This window comes from Actinoplanes derwentensis (genome assembly GCF_900104725.1).
GTDB classification, from domain to species: Bacteria; Actinomycetota; Actinomycetes; order Mycobacteriales; family Micromonosporaceae; genus Actinoplanes; species Actinoplanes derwentensis.
In genome coordinates this window covers 2,434,129-2,455,299 of the sequence record NZ_LT629758.1, presented here as the reverse complement: position 1 = coordinate 2,455,299, position 21,171 = coordinate 2,434,129, and the positions used below count along the sequence as shown (strand labels likewise).

Below are 21,171 nucleotides of genomic sequence, written 5' to 3'. Positions count from 1 at the left end.
GGGGTACCGGAGCGGCACCGCCTCCTCACTATGCAACCAATACCCGGCGGCCGGGACCACGCAGGAAATTAGGCAGAACCGTCGAGTGCGGCCAGTTCCGCCCGGGCCAGGTCGAGGTGTTCCGGCAGGTTGTCGTCGAGCATCCGCAACGCCAGCACCAGATCGTCACGAGCCTCGGCGGGCATGCCCAGGCCGATCCGGGCCCGGGCCAGCGTCAGGTGCACCTGACCGGTCATCGTGGTGCTCGCGTAGTCCCGGACCAGCGGCAACGCCACCTGCGCGGTTTCCAGCGCCGCAGCCCACCGGCCCGCTCGGACCAGGGCCTCGGCCATGAACGTGTGCGCCCCGGCCAGCGCGCCCCGAGCCGGTGCCGTCGCCACCGGACGGGCACCGACCTCCCGGATCGCGGTCTGGAACTGTTCGATCGCCTCGTCCGAGCGGCCCTGTTCCATCAGCAGCAGGCCGATGCCCTGGAACTGCTGCACGTACGCGTCGTGATCGCCGATCTCGTCGAACAACTGCAGCGCCTGCCGGTACGCCGCGAGGGCCCGGTCCCGGTCGATCCGGCTGAATCGCCAGGCGGTGCCCGCGTACTGCAACGCCCAGCCCTGTTGCCGCCGGTCCCCGATCTGCACCGCCAGCTCGTACGCCGCCATCGCGATCTCGGCGCCCTCCTGCGGCCGCCGGGCTCCGTGCGTGGCGGCCCAGGCGAAGTAGTTGAGGTGGGTCAGCTCCTGAAGGCGGTCGGGCAGCCGGGCCGCGGCGGCCCGGGAGAAACCGTAGACCTCGTACCAGCCGGCCCAGAACACCATCCGGTCGGAGAACCAGTGCATCGCCTCGGCCACGTCCACCACCCGGCGGTCGTCCCCGGCGGCGGCCGCCGCGCGCAGCGCGCCCAGCCAGTTGTCCGACTCGGCCTGCAACCAGGCGTCGGCCTCCTCCTCGGTGGCCAGCGGCACCAGCCCGGTCCAGCCCGCGGGCAGGCATCCGTACTCCGGTTCGAACCACCGCCCGGCCACGATCGCGGTCTCCAGCAGCCACTCCCGCATCCGTAGCGCGGTCGCCGCCCGGCCGCCCGGCGGCTCCTCGATCCGCAACCGTTCCGCGGCGTACAACCGGATCAGGTCGTGGAACCGGTACCGGTCGGCGCCGTCGGGTTGCAACAGGCCCAGGTCGACCAGCAGGTCCAGGCCGTCCTCCGCCTCGGGCAGGCTGGTCCCGGTGAGTACGGCCGCGATCGGCGCGGCGAAGTCGACACCCGGCACGTGCGCGAGCCTGCGGAACAGCGTGGCCGCCGCCTCCGGCAGTTGCGCGTGCGACAGGGCGAACGCGGTGGCCACCCCGGTGTCACCGGTGGTCAGCACCGCCAGCCGCCGGTCCGCGTCGGCGAGCCGGGACACCAGGTGAGCGACCGTCCAGGCCGGGCGGGTGGCCAGCCGGGTCCCGGCGATCCGCAGCGCCAGCGGCAGATGCCCGCAGAAGTCGGCGACCGACGCCACCTCACCGGCGGCACCCGGGTCGACGGCCTGTGCCGCGATCCCGCCCAGCAACCGTGCCGACTCGGCCGGTGCCAGCGGCTCCAACCCGATCCGCAGCACGTCGTCCAGCCCGCCGAGCAGGCGTCGGCTGGTCACCACGGCCAGCCCCGGGCCGTCGCCCGGCAACAGCGGCCGGACCTGTGCCTCGTTCGCGGCGTTGTCCAGCACCAACAGGCAGCGCCGCTCACGCAGCACGGCCCGCAGCTGGCTGGAGCGTTCCTCGTCGGTCTCGGCGATCCGCCGCGGGCTGACCTCGGCGGCCCGCAACAGCCGGATCAGGGCCTCACCGACCGGCATCGGGGTCTCGTCGGTGCCTCGCAGATCCAGGTAGAAGCAGCCGTCCGGGAACTCCGGGGCCACCTCGTCGGCCAGCCGCACCGCGAACGCCGTCTTACCGAGCCCCGCCTGCCCGTGCACCACCACGACCGGCGCCGGTACGTCCGGCGGCCGAGGTCCGGCCAGCGCGGCGGCCTGCTCCAACTCGGCGGTCCGGCCGACGAAGTCGCCCACCGCACGGGGCAGTTCGCAGAGGCGTGGCCGCCCGGCACCGGTCCGGGACCGGCTCTGCCGCGCGATCTCCACCAGCTCATCGCGCTGCCGCGGGTCCAGGCCGAGCCCGTCGGCGAGAGCGGCGAGCGTACGCGCCTGCGCGGCCCGGCTGTGCCCGCGCTCCATGTCGCTGATCGCGCGGGCACTGACACCCGACGTCTCCGCGAGCCGTTCCATCGTCATCCCGGCGTCCTGCCGCAGCGCGCGCAGGTGGGAACTGAAGGCGGACACCGTACAACCTCCGTGACTCTGAACGAGAGATCAGGAAAGCACATTCGGAACCGTCGTCCTCTGCACCGACGGCCGTATTGACGTTCATTTCTATGCTGAGGGCCGGAACGTCTCGGGGAGGCCATATGCGCCGGTGGAACTCGACGGTGGTCGTGGTGGCGGCTCTGCTTCTGGCGGGCTGCACCACGGTGAGCACGGAATCCGACCAGGTGGCGTTGCACTACGACGCCGGTTCCTTCTCCAGTACGACTTACCAGGAATGTGTGACGCAGAACAACCGCGCCTGGGACGGGCTCGGGGAGAAGTACTACACCTACCCGGCCGGGCAGCGGAACTTCGACTTCACCGGCAGTGACGACTCCGAGAGCGCCCCGTACACCGTGGTGTCCAAGGACAACCAGGAGATGACGGTCGCCGGTGGCCTCACCTTCCACCTGGACACCGGCTGCGAGCCGGACGGCGGGATGCTGCGCCGGTTCCACGAGGACATCGGGCTGAAGTTCCAGCCGGTGATCGACGAGGACGGCAAGACCACCGGGACGTGGCTGGAGATGCTGCGCTTCTACATCGGCCACCCGCTGAGCCGGGCGCTGGCCGCCGAGGCGCAGAAGTACGACTGGATGGCGCTCTACAACGATCCGGAGACCCGGACCCGGTTCGAGACCGACATCAACGCCAACCTCAGTGCCGCGGTGTCCGCCACGACCGGCGGCAAAGGGTATTTCGTGGACTTCAACCTGACCCTGCAGAAACCGCAGCCGCGCAAGGAACTGGTGGACGGGCTGGCCGCCGCGCAGGTGGCGATCACCCAGCGGCAGGCGGTGATCGAGCAGAACGCCACCGTCGACGAGAAGCTCAAGCAGATCAAGAAGCTCGTCGACGTGCTCGGCCCGGACGGCTACGTGATCTACGAGGTCATGCAGCAGTGCCTGACCGGTGAGACCCGGGCGGGCTGCCCGACCTTCCTGCCGGTGCCTAACGGCGCAAACGTGAACATCCCCGCCCCCGCCGCGACCTGAACCCTGGATTTGAGAGCGCTCCCATCGGTAGCGTGCGCCTCGGACACGCAACGCCGAGTGGACGTGGGGAGAGCCGATGACCGACAAACGGGTCGACGAGCTGCTGGAGACGATGACGGCTGCCGAGAAGGCGGGCCAGATGATCCAGTACTTCTACTTCGCGGCACCGCCCGGCAAGGATCAGCAGCCCAAGGCGGTGGAAGCGGCGCTGGAACGCGGCGGGGCCGGTTCGCTGCTGTTCGTCCACGACCCCGCCGAGATCAACCGGCTGCAGCGCCTGGCGATCGACGGCAACCGGCACGGCGTACCCGCGCTGTTCGGTTATGACGTCATCCACGGCCTGCGCACCATCCTCCCGGTGCCGATCGCGATGGCCGCCTCCTGGGATCCGGAGATCATCGAGCGCGGCCAGTCCGTCGCCGCCCGGGAGGCGCGGGCGGTCGGCATCCACTGGACGTTCGCTCCGATGGTCGACATCGCCCGTGACCCGCGGTGGGGCCGCATCATCGAGGGCGCCGGAGAGGACCCGGTGCTGGGCGCCGCCGTCGCCGCGGCGCAGGTCCGCGGATTCCAGAGCGGCGGGATCATCGCCGGGCCGAAACACTTCGGCGGCTACGGCGCGGCCCTCGGCGGGCGGGACTACGACGAGGTCAACCTGTCCGACTACGAACTGTGGAACGTCTACTTCCCGCCGTTCCGGGCCGCAGTCGTTGCCGGTGCCGGCAACGTGATGACCGCCTACATGGACCTCAACGGCGTGCCGGCGACCGCCAGCCACTGGCTGTTCACCGAGGTGCTGCGCGAGACCTGGGGCTTCGACGGGTTCGTGGTCACCGACGCCAACGCGGTGCGCAGCCTGGTCACCCACGGGTTCGCCCGCGACCTGCCGGACGCCGCGACCCGCGCGCTCGCCGCCGGTGTCGACATGGAGATGGCCAGCGAGGACCCGGCCAACGACCACCTCCCGCACGCCGTGGACAGTGCAGCCCTGGACGTCAGCGTGCGCCGCATCCTGGAAGCGAAGGCCCGGCTCGGGCTCTTCGACGACCCGTACGCCGACGAGGACCGCGCCCGCGAGATCCTCGCCGACCCGGAACACCGGCAGGTCGCGCGGGAAGCCGCCCGGCGCTCGGCGGTCCTGCTGCGCAACGAGGGCGACCTGCTGCCCCTCGCCCCGGAGACCCTCGGATCGATCGCGGTGCTCGGCCCGCTCGCCGACTCGAAACGCGACACGCTCGGCCCGTGGGTGTTCGACGCCGACCTGGACGAGACGGTCACCGTGCTGGACGGCATCCGGCAGGCAGCCGGTGACCGGATCGGTGTCGACCACGCCGCCGGCGTACCGGTGGTCCAGCGCCTGGTGCCCTCGATGTTCGACGGCGACGGTGCGAAGGTCCAGGCCGACCCGGCGGGCTTCGACACGGACGCCGAGTTCGCCCGCGCGATCCGCATCGCCACCGCCGCGGACGTCGCCGTCGTCGTGGTGGGGGAGTGGCAGAACATGATCGGGGAGACCGCCTCGCGCTCGTCGCTGGACCTGCCCGGCCGCCAACTCGACCTGTTGCAGGCGGTCGTCGCCACCGGCACCCCGACCGTCGCGCTGATCATGAACGGGCGGCCCCTCGACCTGCGCTGGGCCGCCGAGAACGTCCCGGCCATCCTGGACATCTGGTACCCCGGCACCCAGGGCGGCAACGCCGTCGCCGATCTGCTCTTCGGTGCCGTCTCACCCAGCGGGCGACTGCCGTTCACCTGGCCCCGCACCATCGGGCAGATCCCGATGATCCACTCGCACACCCGCTCGCACGACCCGGACAACCAGGGCCGCCGCTACTTCAACGAGCCGAGCACCCCGCTGTTCGCTTTCGGTCACGGCCTCGGATACGGCCGGATCAGCTACCACGACCTCACCGTCGACCAGACCACCATCGGCCTGGACGGCACCGTGACCGTCACCGTCCAGGTCACCAACGACGCCGGCCGCGAGGTGCCCGAGGTGGTCCAGCTCTACCTGCACCAGCGCCACGGCGGCGCTTCCCGGCCGGCCCGTGAGCTCAAAGCGTTCCAGCGGGTGATAATTCCGGCGAACGACACCCGGCGGGTACGGTTCACCATCGGTCCCGAGCATCGCCGATACTGGCACCCGGTCAGTCGCGGTCCGGTCCTGGACGCCTCCACCTTCGACCTCTGGATCGGCGGCAGCAGCACCGCGGACCTGGCCGGCACCTTCGAGGTCACCGGCTGACCGGTCGGCCCCGTCCGGCATTTCGCGACCGTTCCTTGATGCGTACGAGAAAGGAAAGAACCTGATGTCCGTCGATCAGTCCCCCCTGCACATCACGGCGGCCGACGCGGAGACCCTCGCCGACGGGGCCACCAGTCTCATCACGCTACTCGCCGACGCGGACGCCACCGGCGGCGCGCTGACCGTGAACCGGTCCCTGCTCAAGCCGGGCTCGCCCGGTGCGCCGCCACACTTCCACACGAAGACGACCGAGACGTTCTTCGTTCTCGACGGCACGTTGCTGGTCCTGGCCGGCGAGGAGATCCGCACCCTGGAGCAGGGTGATCTCCTGGTGATTCCCCCGAGACTGCCGCACGCCTTCGCGCCGGTCCCCGGCGCACATGCCGACATCCTCGTCACGTTCACTCCCGGCATCGCCCGATTCGACTACTACCGGCTGCTGGAACGGGTCTACCGCGGTGAGGCCGAACCGAGCGAGATCGGCGCGTCCTCCGAACAGTTCGACAACCACTACTTCGACAGCCCCACCTGGCGTAACCGATCCCAGCCGTAGCCCTCGGGCGGGCCGGGTGACCAGGGGCGGGAAGCGCGCGCTGCGGCTGAATCCGGGCTAGGGTCCTCGTGCATGGACATGCTGACGGGTGAGAAGATCGCCGGGGCCGACCTGACCGACTGGCGCAAGCTGGCCCAGGGACTGCATGCCCGTTATCTGGTCGACGACTTCGGCGCCGGTGCACGGTTCGTCGCCGCAGTGGGCGAGGCGGGTGATGTGCTCGGCCATCACCCGCACGTGTCGATCGGTAAAGGGTTCGTCGATCTCAAGCTGGTCACCGACGACGCCGTCCATCGCGACGACGAAGGCACCGAGCACATTCTCCAGTGGGTGACCCAGCAGGACGTCGACCTCGCGCGGCGGATCACCGAGATCGCCGCCGGCCAGGGGGCCGCCGCCGACCCGGCCTCGGTCAGCATGATCGAACTCGGTCTCGACACGGCCCACTCCGCGACCATCGCCCCGGTGTGGGCCGCCCTGCTGACTGGGAACCTCGAGGCCCAGGGACACGGGTCACCCGGCGACGAGATCCGGGACACCACCGGGCGGGTGCCGAACCTGTGGTTCGGGGACGCCGAGGAGCCGGTTCAGCGGTTCCACATCGAGGTCTATGTGGCGCCCGAAGTGGCCGGGCAGCGGATCGCCGCAGCCGTCGCCGCGGGCGGGACCGTCGTCGACGACAGCAACGCGCCCTCGCTCACCGTGATCGCCGACCAGGACGGCAACCAGGGGATCGTCTGCGTCGACGTGTCCGCTGCGAACAAGGAGTGAACCACCGGCTCGCCCGCAGTCATCACGCCGTTGCGCGGAATGGCCCACGGCGACTGCCTCTTTGTCACCGGTTCGCCTCCACCGCTGGTCGCGGCCCGGACCCCGCGGAAACACTTCGGCACATACCTTTGCCTTAGGAGTCCGTTGTGCTTTCCTCCGCTCGCGTTCCCGCAGCCACCGCGGTCCTCGCCGGTCTGTTGCTGACCTCCGCCTGCAACAGCGGCACGGGCGATCCCGCTCCGGCGGCGGCGCCGTCGCTCGCGGAGATTCCGGCATCGTCGTCGGCGTGGCCGGCTCCGGCCGCCGAGCCGACGACCGCCGCCGTTACCACCAGTCCCGCGTCGCGCCCTGCCTCCACAGCGACCACCACTGCGGCCGGTGGTGGTGCCGGCAGCGACGTGTTCAGCGGCACCCGCCAGGTCTACCTGTTGCCGAAGAACAGTGAGGCCACCCTCGGTGTCGTCAACGACGGCAAGATCGGCCTGTCCGGGGCGTTCGGCGACAACGAGCTGTTCGTGCTCACACCGGTCACACGCGGCGGCGACACGTTCCAGATCCGCACCGGCAAGCTGCGCGCCGGCGGCGAGGCGCTGTGCGTGTCGGCGAAACTCGGCGCCGGCGGCAGGCCCGGCACTGTGGTGACGGCCGGCTGCGACGCCACGGCCGGCGACCAGATCTTCCGGTTCCGGCAGACCGGCGAGTCGAACGGCAAGCCCACCTACACGATCCGGACCGGCGCGGACACATTCATCATCCAGGATCCGACCGGCGAGATCGCCGGCACCGGCGTCGGCGTCGCCGCGGTGACCATCGGCGAGGGCACCGCCGACATCGACACGCCGTTCGTGATCGCCGACAAGGGCAAGGCTTCGCTGCCGGCCCTCGACTGATCGCCCTCGACTGATCGGCAAGGCCGTTTCGCTGACGACGCGGTGGGGCCACACGGATTCCCGGCCGGGTGCCGGCCCGTGCCACTATGGCGTCCCGCAACTCAGGGCGTCTCGGGGATGGGAAGCATGGTCTACGTGCAGGTCCTCGGCCCGCTGCGTGTCTGGCACGACCACGTCGAGGTGGACGCCGGTCCGCGTCAGCAGGCCTACCTGCTCGCTCTGCTGCTGGCACACGCCGGCCAGGTGGTCACCACGAGCGAACTCGTCGACCTGATCTGGGAGACCGACGTCCCGCCCAGCGCGGTGAACCTGATCCAGAAGCACGTCGGCGGTCTGCGCCGACTCCTGGAGCCGTCGGTGCCCCCACGTGGAACCGGGTCCTACGTGCAACGGCGCGGCACCGGCTACCTGTTCGCCGGTGACGGCGAGGTAGCCGACGTCGTCGCGTTCCGCCAACTCGTCACCACGGCCCGCTCAACCCACGGTGGTGTGGCGCTCGACGCCTACGCCAAGGCCTGTGGTGGTGCGGCGCTCGACGCCTACGCCAAGGCTTTGAGCCTGTGGTCCGGGCCGGCCGCGAAGGGCATGCGGCACAGCGCCGCCGGGATCCCGGCCTTCGCCGCGCTCGACGGAGAGTTCCTTGGCGCCGCCGTCGAGGCAGCCGACCTCGCGGTGGCCCTCGACCGGCCGCAGGAAGTTCTGGCCGCACTGCGGCTGGCCACGGCGATGGACCCGCTGCACGAGCCGGTGCACGCCGGCCTCGTCACCGCACTCGCGGCCGTCGGCCGCCAGGCCGAAGCCCTCGCGACATTCGACGCGGTCCAGTCCCGGCTTGCCGCTGAGCTGGGTATCGGTCCTGGCCCGAAACTGCGGGCCGCGCATCAGCGGGTGCTGCGGCAGACCCTGTGGCGGCGAGAGCCAGTCAGTGCGCCAGCTGCGCTCGGCCCGCCTCTGAAGGCAGTTTCGCGACCCCCGGCTGACCCTCCGTCCGCGGCTGACCCGCCGTCTGCGACCGTCCCATCGGCCGCTGCCGCCGGGCGGGTCGGGCTGGTCGGGCGGGTTCAGGAGAATGCGGAGCTGCGGCGGGCGATCGGCGCTGCGGTGGGTGGTGGCTCCGGGCTGGTGTTCATCGAGGGCGAGCCGGGCGCTGGCAAGACCCGCCTCATCGAGGAGGCCGTCGCCGGGGCTCGGCGACGCGGCGTGCGGGTGGTCTGGGGTCGATGCCGGGAAGGCGACGGCATGCCGTGGGTGCAGGCCGTCGGGACGATGCTGACCGGCCTGCCGGTGGACGCACGCGAGAAGTGGCTCGGCGGGGAGATCGGCAGCCTGATGGAGGCGGGCGACGGCGTTCCGGCCGGGACGGTGCTGGAGAACGACACCAGGTTCCGGCTCTTCGAGGGTGTCACCGGGCTGGTTGCCGAGTTGTCGGCGCAGCGGCCGTGCGTGCTGGTCCTCGACGATCTGCACTGGGCCGACGTCACGTCCCTCGAACTGCTGGCACACCTGGTCACCCGGCCGCCGCGCGGTACCGTCCTGATCGGCGCGCTGCGCACGGTCGCGCCGCTGCCCAGCCCGGCCTTGACCCGGGTGCTCGCGGTGGCGGGCCGTGCGCCCGGGCACCGCCGGATCCGGCTCGGGCCGCTCACCCCGGAGGATGTCGCCGAGCTGGTGCGCCGCGAGACCGGCCACGACCCTACTCATGAGGTGGCCCGTGACGGGACTCGTGACGTGGTTCGCGACATCTACGCCCGTACCGCCGGTAATGCCTTTCTCGTCTTGGAACTGTCCCGGCATTTGGCCGAGACCGGCGTGCTCACCCGGGAAGCCGCGGCCCGGGCCGGGGTGCCGGCCACCGTGCGCGATGTCGTCCGCGACCGGATGGCCGGGCTTGACGACAACGTTCGCGGTCTGCTGCAGATCGCTGCTCTTGCCGGCCGCGACATCGACCTGCGGCTGCTCGCCGGGGAGGCCGGCATCGGCGTGCAGTCGTGCCTGGACTGTCTGGAGCCGGTGGCGGCGCTCGGTCTGCTCGCGCCGGTGCCCGGCAACCCGTTCGTGGTGCGGTTCACCCAAGACCTGATCCGCGAGGCGGTGGCCGGGCTGTCCGGCTGAGTTCGCCGGCGACTGGTGCTGTAGCGGTTCGCGGGTGGGTCGTGTCCAGATCCGTCACGTCGCAGCCGCAGCGGGCCGAGAATACGTGCGGCCTGGTGGAGTCGGCTGACCGGCTACAGATATCCGGCGCGTAGCGCGTACGCGACCGCGTGGGTACGGTTCCGCAGCCGGAAGCGGGCCGTGACACCGTGCAGCACGTTCTTGACGGTGCGTTCGGAGCAGTCGAGTAGCTGGGCGATCTCCCGGGTCTCCAGGCCGTCGGCTAGCAGGCGCAGCACGTCGAGTTCGCGTCCGCGCGGCGGCCGGATGTCCTCGGCCGGGGTGGCTGACTCGCGCCGCAGCCGCAGCACGGTGTCGATGAGCTGACCGACGGCGGCGTTCGGCAGTTCCCGGCCGTGCCGCGCCGCCGTGCGGACCGCGTCGCGCAGGCTCCCGGCCGTCACCTCGTGCCGGTAGAGGACGGCCGCGACACCGCTGTCCAGCACGGTCAGCAGCTCGGACTCGCTGAGCCGGGGCACCACCAGGACCACCGGGCCGGTACGGCTCAGCGCACCCAGCACCGGCTCCTCGATGCGCTCGGTAGCGAGGACAGCGACGGCGGTGACGGCGGTGACGGCGACGCCCGTCGGGCCCTGGCCGGCGCCCATGGGATTGCGCACCTCGATCAGCGGGCTCGCCCGGAGATGGTGGGTCAACCCCGCGAGCACCAGCGGGTCGTCGCCGTGCACGGTGACCGGGATCCGCTCGGGCGTTCCGGTTACCGACATCGTTCGACTCCTGACTTCCCGACCCGCCCGCGCCACCAAGGATCGGGCGCGTGACTGACTTTCGACTTCCGCCCGGCTGGACAGGCCGGGGAAGGGGCACGAGGCGGCCACTCCGATCTGCCCGAAAGGGCATGTCGAGGAACCCGCACAGGAACGCGGTGTGCGGGGTTCCCTGTAGTATCCGGCCGATCGGGAACGATGCCCGATCGAGCAACATCAGCGGCTCGTCAGGAGTGATCAGAGTGACAGCGCCGGATCAGGTCGCATCCGGCGGCGAGCTCCGGTTGCACATCCTGGGCTCGCTGCGCGTCCGGCGCGGCGACGTCACCGTCGATCCGGGTCCGCCACAGCAGGCGTTCCTGCTGTCCGTACTTCTGGCCCGGGCCGGACGGCCGGTCAGCGTCAGCGAGCTGATCGACCTGATGTGGGCCGACGACGCCCCACCCAGCGCCGTCAACGTGATCCAGAAACACATCGGTGCCCTGCGGCGGCTGTTCGAACCGGCGGCGGCCACCCGTGGCGCCAGCTCCTACCTGCGCCGCCACGGCAACGGCTACGTCTTCGTCGACGACCACGGCGTCCTCGACCTGGTCGTGTTCCGCCGGCGTATCGCGGCGGCGGAGGCGGCCTCCCGCGAGACGGCCCTCGACGCGTACGCGGCTGCCCTGCGGCTCTGGCGCGGCCCGGCCGGCGGCGGGACCGGCGACGACTCGGCCGCGCAACCGATCTTCGCGGCTCTCGACGAGGAGTTCTTCGTCGCCTGCATCGCCGCCGCCGACCTCGCCGTGACGCTCGGCCGTCCCCAGCAGATACTGCGGCCGCTGCGGCTGGCCGCCTCCCTCGCACCGCTCAACGAGCCGCTGCAGGCCGCCCTCGTCGTCGCCCTCGGCGCGTCCGGCCGCCCGGACGAGGCGCTCGCGCTCGCCGGCCGGGTCCGCGCCCGGCTCGCCGACGAACTCGGCATCGACCCGGGACCGGCCCTGCGGGCCGCGTACCAGAAAGTGCTCGGCGCGGCCCCGGCGGATCCCGCAGGCGACCCGCCCGCCGATCCCGGCGGCCTGGTCGGGCGGGCCACCGAACTCGCCGTGCTGCGGGCCGGGATCGAACCGGCGATCAGTCACGGCAGCGGGATGGTCATCGTGGAGGGTGAACCCGGTGCCGGTAAGACCCGCCTGGTGGAGGAGGGCGCCGCCGAAGCCGGCCAGCGCGGCGTGCTGGTGGTGTGGGGCCAGTGCATGGAGGGTGACGGCACCCCGTCGATGTGGCCGTGGATCCAGGTGATCGGCGCGATCCTCGCGGCCCGGCCCGAGGCCCACCGCGGGGACCAGCCGGCCGGTGAGCTCGACCGGCTGCTGGCGCTCGGCGGGACCGCCCGAGAGACGCCGCCACCAGCTGTCGGCGGCGCACAGTTCCGCCTGTTCGAGCAGGTCGCCGACCTCGCCGCCCGGGCCGCCGCCCAGCGCCCGCTGCTGCTGATCCTGGACGACCTGCACTGGGCCGACGTGACCTCGTTGCACCTGTTCGGGCACCTCGCGGCACGGCTTCCGGCGGGCGTGGCACTGGTCGGCGCGGTGCGCACCCACGCGCCGGTGCCCAGCCCCGAGCTGACCCGGGTGCTCGCCGCCGCCAGCCGGGCGGCCGGGCACCGCCGGATCAGGCTCGGCCCTCTCGGTCAGGGCGACGTGAGCGAGCTGGTACGCCGGGAGACCGGCCGTAGACCGTCGCCCGCAGTGGCCCGTGGTATCCACGCCCGTACCGCCGGGAATCCGTTCTTCGTCCGGGAACTGTCCCGGCTGCTGACCGTCGGCGGTGCCACGCTCACCGACGAGGCCACCGCCCGGCCCGGCGTGCCGTCCACGGTCCGCGACGTCGTGCAGGACCGCATCGCCGGGCTGAGCGACCAGGCGCGCCGGTTACTGCAGGTCGCGGCGTTGTTCGGCCGTGAGACCGACGTCGACCTGCTGGCGCGCGCCGCGGGTACGGACGTGCAGGCGGCCCTCGACCACCTCGAACCGGTGGAGTCCCTGGGCCTGCTCGGGGCCGCTCCGGACAACCCGTTCGCCGTCCGTTTCGCCCACGACCTGGTCCGCGAGTCGATCGCCGCGAGCACCCCGCAGCGTCTGGTGCCCCAGTTGCATCTGCACATCGCCGACGCGCTGGAGTCCACCGTCCCGGCTGGTGAGGCGGCGGCCGAGCGGCTCGCCCACCATCTGTGGGCGGCCGGCCCGCTCGCCGACCCGGGTCGTACCGTCACGGCGCTGGTCCGCGCGGCCCACCGGGCCACCGGCAAGTCGGCCTTCGAGACCGCGGAGCAGCAGCTGCGGATGGCCGCGCGGCTGGCCCGGGAAGCCCGGATCGCGGAGTCCGAACTGGCCGCGCTGTCGCAGCTCGTCCTGGTCCTGGGCATGCTGGAGGGATACGTCGGGTCGCCGCCGGAGATCCTCGAACGAGCCGAGACCCTGGCCCGTGAGCTGGGCCGCGAGCGGGAGGCCACGAGTTTCCTGTTCACCCGGTTCACCGGGCTGTCCGAGGGTGCCGAGGTCGACCGGAGTGGCCCGCTGGCGCAGCGGCTGCGCCAGCAGGGCGAGACGTCCGGCGATCCGGTGGTACGGGTCTACGGCCTGCTCGCCTGGGGCATTCACCGGTGGGAGTCCGGCGACATCGGCGAGGCGTTCCGCCATCTGACCCGGTGCACCGAGGCGGCGGCCGAGGACCGGGTGCTGAAGCAGGACCTTCCGCTGCTACGCGACCTGCGACTGCTCGCCGCCGGCATGCTCGCGCTGATGACCACCCTGCACGGCGACGTCGCGCGGGCGCGGGACCTGTTCGACACGATGGAGGCCGAAGCGGGCGACAACCGGTACGCGGTGACGTTCTGGGCGTCGTTCGCGGTCATCGCGGCAGCACTGGCCGAAGACCCGCAGTGGGCGCTGCGGATCGCGGACCGCAGCATCGCCGTCGACCCCGGCCTGTCGTTCGTCTTCCTCGGCACCTACGCCCGGCTGGCCCGCTGCTGGGGACTGGGCATGATCGGCCGGGCCCCGGCGGCGGCCGCGGCCGAACTGGACCGGCTGGTGTCCGCCAACCTGCTCGACCCGCCGCGCTCTTCGTACACCACCTGGCTGGCCGTGCTGGCCGGCCTGTACCTGAAGGCCGGCGACACCCGGTCGGCCGCCGTCGCGCTCGACCACGCCGATCGCGAGATGCGCACCCACGGTGAACGCCACTCCGAGGGGCTGCTCCTGCTGATGCGCGCCCGGCTGCTGCAGGCTCGCGGCGAACCCGCCGACGTGGTCCGGGCCGCGGCCGAGCGAGCCCGGGCACTGTCGGCCGGGCGTGCGGCACACCTGTTCGCCGGGCAGGCCGAGCGGATGCTGGACGACCTGCGCGACTCCCGCGGCTGACGGGCGCTCACTCCGGTCGTACCGGAAATGATCTGTCTCTGGCAATGGGGTGTGCACGGCGTTCAGTCAGCGTCAAGAACTCTTCCACTGGTTGTCACTACGGTCATGACCCGTCCCGAACCAGAAGGAAAATCGATTGACAGCCGCTGATGCGATCCGCCTGCAGATCATGGGCCCGTTACGCCTCTGGCGAGGCGACATCGAGCTTGATGCCGGCCCTCACCAGCAGCGATGCCTGCTGGCGCTGCTGATCGCCCAAGAAGGCCGGCCGATCGGTATGGCCGCCCTGATCGACCTGATGTGGGGAGCCGACCCGCCGGCCAGTGCGGTGAACGTCATCCACAAATACATCGGCGTCCTACGCCGGCTGTTGGAACCCGGGCTGACGCCGCGCGCACCCGGCGCCTACCTGACGCGCCACGACAACGGGTACCGCTTCAGCGCCGGGCCGGAGACCCTGGACCTGGTCGCGTTCCGCCGGCTGGTCGTGCGCGCGAAGGACGAGCAGGCCCGGGGCCGGCTCGACGCCGCGCTCGACGATTACACCCGGGCCCTGCGCCTGTGCCAGGGCGCCGCGGGGGCGAACCTGGCCGAGAGCGCCGCCGCCTCGGCGACCTTCGCCGGCATCGACGGCGAGTTCTACGACGCCGTGGTCGCGGCCGCCGGCATCGCCGGGCGCACCGGCCATCCGTCCCGGGTGCTCGCGCCGTTGCGACTGGCCGCCAGGATCGGCCGGTTGCACGAGCCGGTGCATGCCGCGCTGGTGGACACGCTGGCCGCGGCCGGGCACCAGGTCGAGGCCCTGGACGCTTACCGCATCGTGCGGGAACGGCTCGCCGACGAACTCGGCATCGACCCCGGCCGCGAACTGCAGGACGCCCAGCAGCGGGTGCTCACCCAAGGTGGCGCGCCGCCGCCCGCCGACCCCGGCCCGCCCACAGCGCAAGGCCGGTCCGTCCCGGTGGTGCGCCCGGCGCAGCTGCCGCCGGACCAGCCGCTGTTCGTCGGCCGCTCGCACGAGATGACCGTGCTGCACGACCACTTGAACGCCATGCGCGACGGCCGCCGGACCAGCCCCATGGTGGTCGCCGTGGACGGCATGGGCGGTGTCGGTAAGTCGACGATAGTGGCCCACTTCGCCCACCAGGTCGCCGCCGGTTTCACCGACGGCCAGCTCTACCTCGACCTGCGCGGTTACGAGGACGAGGACGGCAGCGTCCCGGCCGCCGACGCGCTGCGCACCCTGCTCTACGCCCTGGGCCTGCACGGTGCCGACGTGCCGGACACCTTCGACGCCCTGGTCGGGGCGTACCGCAGCCGCACCGCCGGCAAACGTTTCCTGGTGCTTCTCGACGACGCCCGCGACGCCGCACAGGTCCGGCCGCTGCTGCCGAACTCGGCGGACAGCCTGGTGCTGATCACCAGCCGCCGGCCGCTGGTCGGCCTGGCCGTCTCCGACGGGGCCAGCCTGCACCGGGCCCACCTGCCGGACCTGCAGGACGCCCGCCGACTGCTCACCACCCGGCTCGCCGGGCTGCGCGACCTCGGCGGCGGCGACGCGGTTCTCGACGAGATCATCGAACTGTGCGGCCGTCTGCCGCTGGCCCTGGCCGTCCTGGCGGCGCGGCTCGGGGTGCGCCCGCAACTGTCGATGGCCACCGTCGCCGCCGAGCTGCGCGACGGCGCGCGACGGCTGGCGGCGTTTCCGGAGGGCCGTGGCGTGACCGGTCCGCGGACCGCTTTCTCCTGGTCCTATCGCCAGCTCGGCCCGGCCGCGGCCCGGCTGTTCCGGCTGCTGTCGCAGGCGCCGACCGCCGGCATCACCGCCGAGGCCTGCGTCAGCCTGACCGGCGCCGACCCCGCCGGGACCCGGGCCGCCCTGGAGGAACTGGCCGAGGCCGCGCTGGTGAACGAACAGGACAGCGGCTGCTTCACCGCGCACGTGCTGGTCCGGGCGTACGCGGAAGAGCTCTTCCGCACTGTCGACACCGAGGCTGATCAGCGTGCCGCGGTCACCCGGCTGCTGCAGTACTACCTGCACAGCAGCTTCAACGCGCAGGTGGTGTTCGCCCCGAACCGCACGCCGATCCGGCCCGATCCCGCACTGCCCGGCGTGCTGCCCGAGCAGCCGCGGACCTACCAGGAGGCCATCGCCTGGTTCGCCCGGCACCGGGCGGTCCTCAAGGAGACCGTCGGGATCGCCGCCGATCTCGGGTACGGCATCGTCCCGTGGCAGCTGGCGATCACCATGCAGCAGTACTTCGAGTGGTACGGCTACTTCCAGGACTGGGACGACGTCATGTGGTTCGCGCTGCGGGCCACCCGCGGCAGCGGTGACGTGATCGGCGAGGCGCACGTGCTGCGCAGCCTGGCCGGGGCCCGCTGGTTCTTCGGCGCCAACGAGGAGTCGCTCGCACTGCTCGCCGCGGCCCTGGAAGTGTTCGTCGAGAACGGGATGCTCCTCGAACAGGCGCTCACCCACATCAACGTGCACGCCGTGAACCACTCGCTCGGTGAGCACAAACGGGCCCTGGAGAGCGCCGAGACGGCGGTGACGCTGTGCCGGGCGGCCGGCAACGAGACGTCGCTGATGCGCAGCCTGGACTGCAAGGGCCGCTCGCTGGACCGGCTCGGCCAGCACGAGGAGGCGGCCCGGGTGCTGCAGCAGGCCCTGGGGATCAACCTGCGGGTCGGCCGCCGGCACGAGGAAGCCATGATCCGGGTCTCCATCGCGCACAACCTCGTCGGCCTCGGCCGCACCGACGACGCGGTGGCCGAGCTGCGCCGGGCCGCCGACGCGGCCCGCTCGGTGGGCCAGGGTCCCTACCACTTCCAGGCGTTCCGCAGCCTGTCCGAGCTGCTGATCACCCTCGGTGACGAGGCCGGGGCCCGAGAGGCTTTCGACCGGGCCAGCGAGGTACTCGGTTCCTTCCAGGGCGGTGGGCCTCCGCACATGCGCGATCAGCTCGACGGCCTGGCGAAGAGGCTCACCGGGAGCGGATAGCAGCCGGGATGCGGTCATCGCCGGCCGTCGGCGAGGGTCAGGAAGACCGCGACGCCCCCGATCCGGCGGTTCCTCAACAGGCTCCCGAGGAAGACCGACAAGCCGATCAAGCCGTACTTACGCGGGATCCGCCCGGCCGCCCAGCGTGTCTGTTCGCGGTCGCCGATCCGGGCGGTCGCCGGCACAGTCTCGCCCAGAACGCGGCCCCGGACGGTGCACGGCGCCAGCGTGACCCGGTGATCGCGGCGGATCCGTTTGAGTTTGCCGGTGTCCTCGCCGGTCCAGATCGCCAGCTCGCCGCCGGGAGCGGGCAGGATCCAGACTGCTGTCGGCACCGCGCGGCCGTCGCGGCGGAACGTCGTCAGCAGGACGTATCTGGCGGCGCCGAGTTCGTCGAGGACAGTCATGACGCGACCGTATCCAGGCGCACTTGACAGCTTGTGCATCCGCCGGTCAATACGGAATCCAGAGACCTTCCACTGCCTCGCCCTACCGTGTGAGCCGATCCACGAATCGTCAAGTGGGACTGGCTAGCGTCACGACGAGACCAGCCTTGGAGGATGCCGTGCCGCACCGTTATCTGACCGCGCTCGAGACGCCGTCGGTGGAGGCCGCGCAACAGGAGTACGGCAGCCACACCGCGATGCGCCGCCTGATCGCCGGGTGGGACACCGACGCCGAGCTCGGCGAGGACGAGGTCGCGTTCCTCGCCGAACGCGACAGCTTCTACCTCGGCACCACCGGCGAGAGCGGCTGGCCCTACGTCCAGCACCGGGGCGGCCCACCCGGGTTCCTGAAAGTGCTGAGCGCCGGTCTGCTCGGCTGGGCCGACTACCGGGGAAACCGGCAGTACGTGTCGGTCGGCAACCTCCGGTCGTCCGCGAAGGTGTCGCTGTTCCTGATGGATTACGCGCAGCAGCGGCGACTCAAGATCCTCGGCGAGGCCCGGGTGGTCGACGCCCGGCGCCCGGACGCGGCGGCTCTGGTGGCGGACGTCGGCATGCCGGGCTACCGCGCGCACGTCGAACGGGTCATCACGGTCGAGGTGCACGGCTACGACTGGAACTGCCCACAGCACATCACCCCCCGATGGACGCAGGCCGAACTCACTCCCGTGCTGGCGAAACTGCACGGCGAGCTGGCGGACCTGCGCGACACCAACCGACGGCTGCGCCGAGAGCTCGCCGAGCTGCGGGGCGGCGCCGCCGTCTGACCGTTCCGTTCTGCAGAGGAATCATGATCTCGAAACCATCGAAGTACATCGGTGCAATCATGGCGGTGCTCGTCGCCGTCACGGGTTCCGCCGTACCGGTCCGGGCCGCCCCTCCCGCCGCGGTCACGTGGGGTTCGTGCCCGCCGGCCCGACCGGCGGGATTCGAATGCGCGACCGTGCCCGTCCCCATCGACTACCGGCGGCCCGAAGGCCGCTCGATCGGCATCGCGATGGTGCGTCATCCCGCCACCGACCCGGTCAAGCGGATCGGGTCGCTGTTCCTCAACCCCGGTGGCCCGGGTGGGTCCGGCCTCAACATGGCCGTCAGCATCGCTGGCCGGGCCGCGTCCGATCCGCTGGTCGCGCGGCTGGCGGAGAGCTTCGACATCATCGGGTTCGACCCGCGTGGCGTCGGCGAGAGCGCGCCGATCGAGTGCTGGGACGCGGCCGAGACCGACCGGCGGTTCGTGGCCGCCGACGCCACTCCCGGCCCGGAGACGGCCGCGTTCGCGCGAGCGGTGCGGGACGGCCGCGACTTCGCCGCGGCCTGCGCGGCGAAGAACGACGAACTACTGCCCTTCATCGGTACGGAGTACGTCGCCCGTGACCTGGACCGGCTCCGGGTCGCCGTCGGGGACAGCAAGCTGACGTACTTCGGGGCGTCCTACGGCACCTACATCGGCACCGTCTACGCCAACCTGTTCCCGCAGCGCAGCCGGGCGCTCGTCCTGGACGGCGCCTACGACCCGGTGCGGTACACGACCGGGGCGTACGCCCAGGACGCACCCCAGAACACCGCTGTCGACCGGGCCGCCGACCGGTTCTTCGCCTGGTGCGCCGACCCGGCCGCACAGTGCCCGTTCGGTGCCGGCGACCCGGCCGCGGCGTTCGATCGGCTGGTCGCCCGGCTCGACCGGGAACCTGTCACCCGGACGGTCACCAACCCGCAGACCGGGTCGGTCACCACCTACGTGACCGACGGTTACCTCCTGCTCTATCAGCTCATGTTGAAGCTCAACGGTGGCCGTGCCGCGTACCGCACGATCGCCGGCTCGCTCGCCCAGGCGGACCAGGGCGGCGGGCCCTACCTGGAGAGCCGGGTCGGACCGTACAGCGCCAACGTCGCCGTGGAGTGCAACGACCGATGGTTCCCGCGCTCCCTCGACGACCTGCGGCGGGGCCTGCGCACCGTCGCCGCGGCGTCCGGCCGGTTCGGTCCGGCGCTGGCCTACGGACCGCCCGGCTACGACCAGTCGCACGGCGCGGTCTGCACCCAGTGGACGGCCCCGCGGCTGAGCCGGTTCACCGGCTCCTTCACCGCGGCGGGCGCCCCGCCGATCCTGGTCGCGGGCAACACCGGCGACCCGGACGTGCCGTACCAGGACGCGGTGGCCCTGGCCGCCACGCTCGACTCCGGCCACCTGCTCACCTACCGAGCGAACCGGCACGTCGCGTTCCTCAGCAGCCGTTGCGCGAGCGCGGTGATGGTCGACTACCTCATCGGGACGGCCCTGCCCTCGGACGGGGTCGTCTGCGACGACGAGCCGGCGACACCGGCGCCCGCTGCGTAATCCTTGCCTGCCCGTCACGGTGCTGCGACGAGCGACGTGACGGGCCGGACCCTCTCACTGTGGAGGGGGCATCAGCGCGGCGAGCGCCCGGTGCGCGGCAACCCGGGTCAGCTCCGGAGGCGTGTGGCGGAGCTCGCGGATGTGGCCCAGCAGCGTGGAGTCCGGGCTGAGGGTCGCCGATCTGATGCGGCCGGTGCTGGGCAGCCCGGTCGTGGTGCTGCTGGGGGAGAAGGCGGCGATCGGCGCGCTGCGGGCCGCGGTGCCGGCGGTCGCCGAGGTCTGCGGGCAGCAGTGGACGATGCCCGGCTACTCCGATGAGGAACTCGCCGAGGTGGCCGTCCGGTACCTGGTGCGACGTGGGTACGAGGTGCCCGAGGACGTGCGTGACGCGATCGCCGGGCTCACGGTGACCCTGCCGGCCCGCACGGTCCGAGCCGCGCACCAACTGTCCGGCGCGATCACCCGTACCGCAGTATCTAGAACTTTGACCGTCGCCGAACTGGGCGGGATCGCCGGCCCGGCCGCGACGACCGGTGGCCTCGCCGCGGTCGGCTGACAACGGAAGGGAACACCATGCAACCCGATCTCACCGCCTTCGCCGAACAGGCGCGGCAGATGCAGCAACGGACGGTCACGGCGCAGACCGAGCTGGAGCAGTCCGTCGTGACCGACGGCACGGTCACGGTGGTGGCCAGTGGCCTCGGCCGGACGCTCGCGGTCCGGGTCGAGCCAGGTCCTGGCCGGGCGTGACGCGGCGGCGCTGGAGAACGCGATCCTGCAGGCCATCCGGGCCGCCGAGAAGAACGCCGAACGGCGCGCCGCCAGCAAGACGGGCCCGATCGAGATCAGTCTGAGCTGATCGGGTGGCCGACTGGGCAGAACACGAAGTAGCCACGGGCAGTTCGGACGTGACGGTCTGTACCGGTGGCGGGCACGCTGGTGGACTCGACCATGTGCCCGACGAGACGCCCTTCGCCGGTCAGCTGTTCCTGAACCTCGCCAGGGAAGGACGGCTGGTCCTCGACGCCGACGCCGCCGACGAGTTGCTCGCGCGGTTGGAGCGTTCACTTGGCACGGTGCTCGCCCGCCTGGAGGCCGCCCGGCGATGGAACGGCTGCGGCCATGACCGTGACCCGCCTCTCCACGACTACGTTGTGGACGGCGTCTTCATCGAGCAGATCGCGCCCGGATGGCTCGACCAGGCCGCTGACGAACTGCCCCGGTACATCGCCGCGCTCCGGCTCGCCCGGCGTCCCGCCGCCGCCCGCAAAACCGGCTGAACCGGTTGTCCACAAGCGTTCAAG

The 21,171-nt window shown here is 71.8% G+C and carries 17 protein-coding genes; 14 read left to right on the top strand and 3 right to left on the bottom strand.

Annotation, left to right across the window (positions count from 1 at the left end):
- Positions 1-68 precede the first annotated feature (68 nt).
- Positions 69-2,318: a helix-turn-helix domain-containing protein gene (locus BLU81_RS11420; RefSeq protein WP_092544138.1), complete on the bottom strand. Its 2,250-nt coding sequence runs from the start codon at positions 2,316-2,318 to the stop codon at positions 69-71.
- Positions 2,319-2,443: 125 nt separating this feature from the next.
- Between BLU81_RS11420 and BLU81_RS11415 the strand changes: the two genes are divergently transcribed.
- The 6 genes from BLU81_RS11415 to BLU81_RS11390 all read left to right on the top strand — a co-directional run bounded on the left by BLU81_RS11415 (position 2,444) and on the right by BLU81_RS11390 (position 9,908).
- Entirely contained in the window at positions 2,444-3,337 is an 894-nt protein-coding gene (locus BLU81_RS11415) for an SPFH domain-containing protein (RefSeq protein ID WP_157751483.1), read from the top strand.
- Positions 3,338-3,413: 76 nt separating this feature from the next.
- Positions 3,414-5,582 (top strand): glycoside hydrolase family 3 N-terminal domain-containing protein, encoded by a 2,169-nt coding sequence (locus BLU81_RS11410; RefSeq protein ID WP_092544134.1) that lies wholly within the window; start codon positions 3,414-3,416, stop codon positions 5,580-5,582.
- A 64-nt stretch (positions 5,583-5,646) separates the two neighbouring features.
- Positions 5,647-6,135, top strand: coding sequence for a cupin domain-containing protein (locus tag BLU81_RS11405; RefSeq protein WP_092544132.1), 489 nt, complete (start codon positions 5,647-5,649; stop codon positions 6,133-6,135).
- A gap of 72 nt (positions 6,136-6,207) precedes the next feature.
- Positions 6,208-6,906, top strand: coding sequence for a 4a-hydroxytetrahydrobiopterin dehydratase (locus BLU81_RS11400; protein ID WP_092544130.1), 699 nt, complete (start codon positions 6,208-6,210; stop codon positions 6,904-6,906).
- Positions 6,907-7,052: 146 nt separating this feature from the next.
- Positions 7,053-7,796 (top strand): RICIN domain-containing protein, encoded by a 744-nt coding sequence (locus tag BLU81_RS11395; protein ID WP_092544128.1) that lies wholly within the window; start codon positions 7,053-7,055, stop codon positions 7,794-7,796.
- A gap of 126 nt (positions 7,797-7,922) precedes the next feature.
- Positions 7,923-9,908, top strand: a complete 1,986-nt coding sequence (locus BLU81_RS11390) for a BTAD domain-containing putative transcriptional regulator (RefSeq protein ID WP_172890530.1) — start codon at positions 7,923-7,925, stop codon at positions 9,906-9,908.
- Between the two features lie 113 nt (positions 9,909-10,021).
- Here the strand turns inward: BLU81_RS11390 and BLU81_RS11385 are convergent, their stop codons facing one another.
- Positions 10,022-10,675, bottom strand: a complete 654-nt coding sequence (locus tag BLU81_RS11385) for a helix-turn-helix transcriptional regulator (RefSeq protein WP_092544124.1) — start codon at positions 10,673-10,675, stop codon at positions 10,022-10,024.
- A 242-nt stretch (positions 10,676-10,917) separates the two neighbouring features.
- Between BLU81_RS11385 and BLU81_RS11380 the strand changes: the two genes are divergently transcribed.
- Complete coding sequence (locus tag BLU81_RS11380; protein WP_231954416.1) at positions 10,918-14,079, top strand: ATP-binding protein; 3,162 nt, start codon at positions 10,918-10,920, stop codon at positions 14,077-14,079.
- Positions 14,080-14,215: 136 nt separating this feature from the next.
- Positions 14,216-17,083 carry an AfsR/SARP family transcriptional regulator gene (locus BLU81_RS11375; protein WP_231954414.1) on the top strand — a complete coding sequence of 956 codons (2,868 nt, stop codon included), beginning with the start codon at positions 14,216-14,218 and terminating at the stop codon, positions 17,081-17,083.
- 14 nt (positions 17,084-17,097) lie between these two features.
- On the opposite strand, the gene BLU81_RS11370 is transcribed toward BLU81_RS11375, so the two are convergent.
- Positions 17,098-17,490, bottom strand: a complete 393-nt coding sequence (locus tag BLU81_RS11370; protein ID WP_092544118.1) for a PPOX class F420-dependent oxidoreductase — start codon at positions 17,488-17,490, stop codon at positions 17,098-17,100.
- A 158-nt stretch (positions 17,491-17,648) separates the two neighbouring features.
- Here BLU81_RS11370 and BLU81_RS11365 point away from each other — a divergent pair, with 158 nt between their 5' ends.
- The 6 genes from BLU81_RS11365 (at position 17,649) to BLU81_RS11345 (ending at position 21,147) form a co-directional block, all read left to right on the top strand.
- Positions 17,649-18,296, top strand: a complete 648-nt coding sequence (locus BLU81_RS11365) for a pyridoxamine 5'-phosphate oxidase family protein (RefSeq protein ID WP_092556930.1) — start codon at positions 17,649-17,651, stop codon at positions 18,294-18,296.
- 59 nt (positions 18,297-18,355) lie between these two features.
- Positions 18,356-19,867, top strand: a complete 1,512-nt coding sequence (locus BLU81_RS11360) for an alpha/beta fold hydrolase (protein ID WP_157751482.1) — start codon at positions 18,356-18,358, stop codon at positions 19,865-19,867.
- A gap of 139 nt (positions 19,868-20,006) precedes the next feature.
- Complete coding sequence (locus tag BLU81_RS11355) at positions 20,007-20,423, top strand: hypothetical protein (protein ID WP_092544114.1); 417 nt, start codon at positions 20,007-20,009, stop codon at positions 20,421-20,423.
- Positions 20,424-20,440: 17 nt separating this feature from the next.
- On the top strand, positions 20,441-20,617 hold the full coding sequence (locus BLU81_RS50505) for a hypothetical protein (RefSeq protein WP_231954411.1): 177 nt from the start codon (positions 20,441-20,443) through the stop codon (positions 20,615-20,617).
- Complete coding sequence (locus BLU81_RS50500; protein ID WP_231954410.1) at positions 20,562-20,726, top strand: hypothetical protein; 165 nt, start codon at positions 20,562-20,564, stop codon at positions 20,724-20,726. The genes BLU81_RS50505 and BLU81_RS50500 overlap by 56 nt, the downstream gene beginning before the upstream one ends.
- A gap of 49 nt (positions 20,727-20,775) precedes the next feature.
- Entirely contained in the window at positions 20,776-21,147 is a 372-nt protein-coding gene (locus tag BLU81_RS11345; RefSeq protein ID WP_231954409.1) for a hypothetical protein, read from the top strand.
- Positions 21,148-21,171 lie beyond the last annotated feature (24 nt).

Bases quoted from the DNA above. Each gene is read 5' to 3' on its own strand.
- BLU81_RS11415 (WP_157751483.1), top strand. From the start codon at position 2,444: ATGCGCCGGTGGAACTCGACGGTGGTCGTGGTGGCGGCTCTGCTTCTG.
- BLU81_RS11410 (WP_092544134.1), top strand. From the start codon at position 3,414: ATGACCGACAAACGGGTCGACGAGCTGCTGGAGACGATGACGGCTGCC.
- BLU81_RS11405 (WP_092544132.1), top strand. From the start codon at position 5,647: ATGTCCGTCGATCAGTCCCCCCTGCACATCACGGCGGCCGACGCGGAG.
- BLU81_RS11400 (WP_092544130.1), top strand. From the start codon at position 6,208: ATGGACATGCTGACGGGTGAGAAGATCGCCGGGGCCGACCTGACCGAC.
- BLU81_RS11390 (WP_172890530.1), top strand. From the start codon at position 7,923: ATGGTCTACGTGCAGGTCCTCGGCCCGCTGCGTGTCTGGCACGACCAC.
- BLU81_RS11385 (WP_092544124.1), bottom strand. From the start codon at position 10,675: ATGTCGGTAACCGGAACGCCCGAGCGGATCCCGGTCACCGTGCACGGC.
- BLU81_RS11370 (WP_092544118.1), bottom strand. From the start codon at position 17,490: ATGACTGTCCTCGACGAACTCGGCGCCGCCAGATACGTCCTGCTGACG.
- BLU81_RS11360 (WP_157751482.1), top strand. From the start codon at position 18,356: ATGGCGGTGCTCGTCGCCGTCACGGGTTCCGCCGTACCGGTCCGGGCC.
- BLU81_RS11355 (WP_092544114.1), top strand. From the start codon at position 20,007: ATGTGGCCCAGCAGCGTGGAGTCCGGGCTGAGGGTCGCCGATCTGATG.
- BLU81_RS50505 (WP_231954411.1), top strand. From the start codon at position 20,441: ATGCAACCCGATCTCACCGCCTTCGCCGAACAGGCGCGGCAGATGCAG.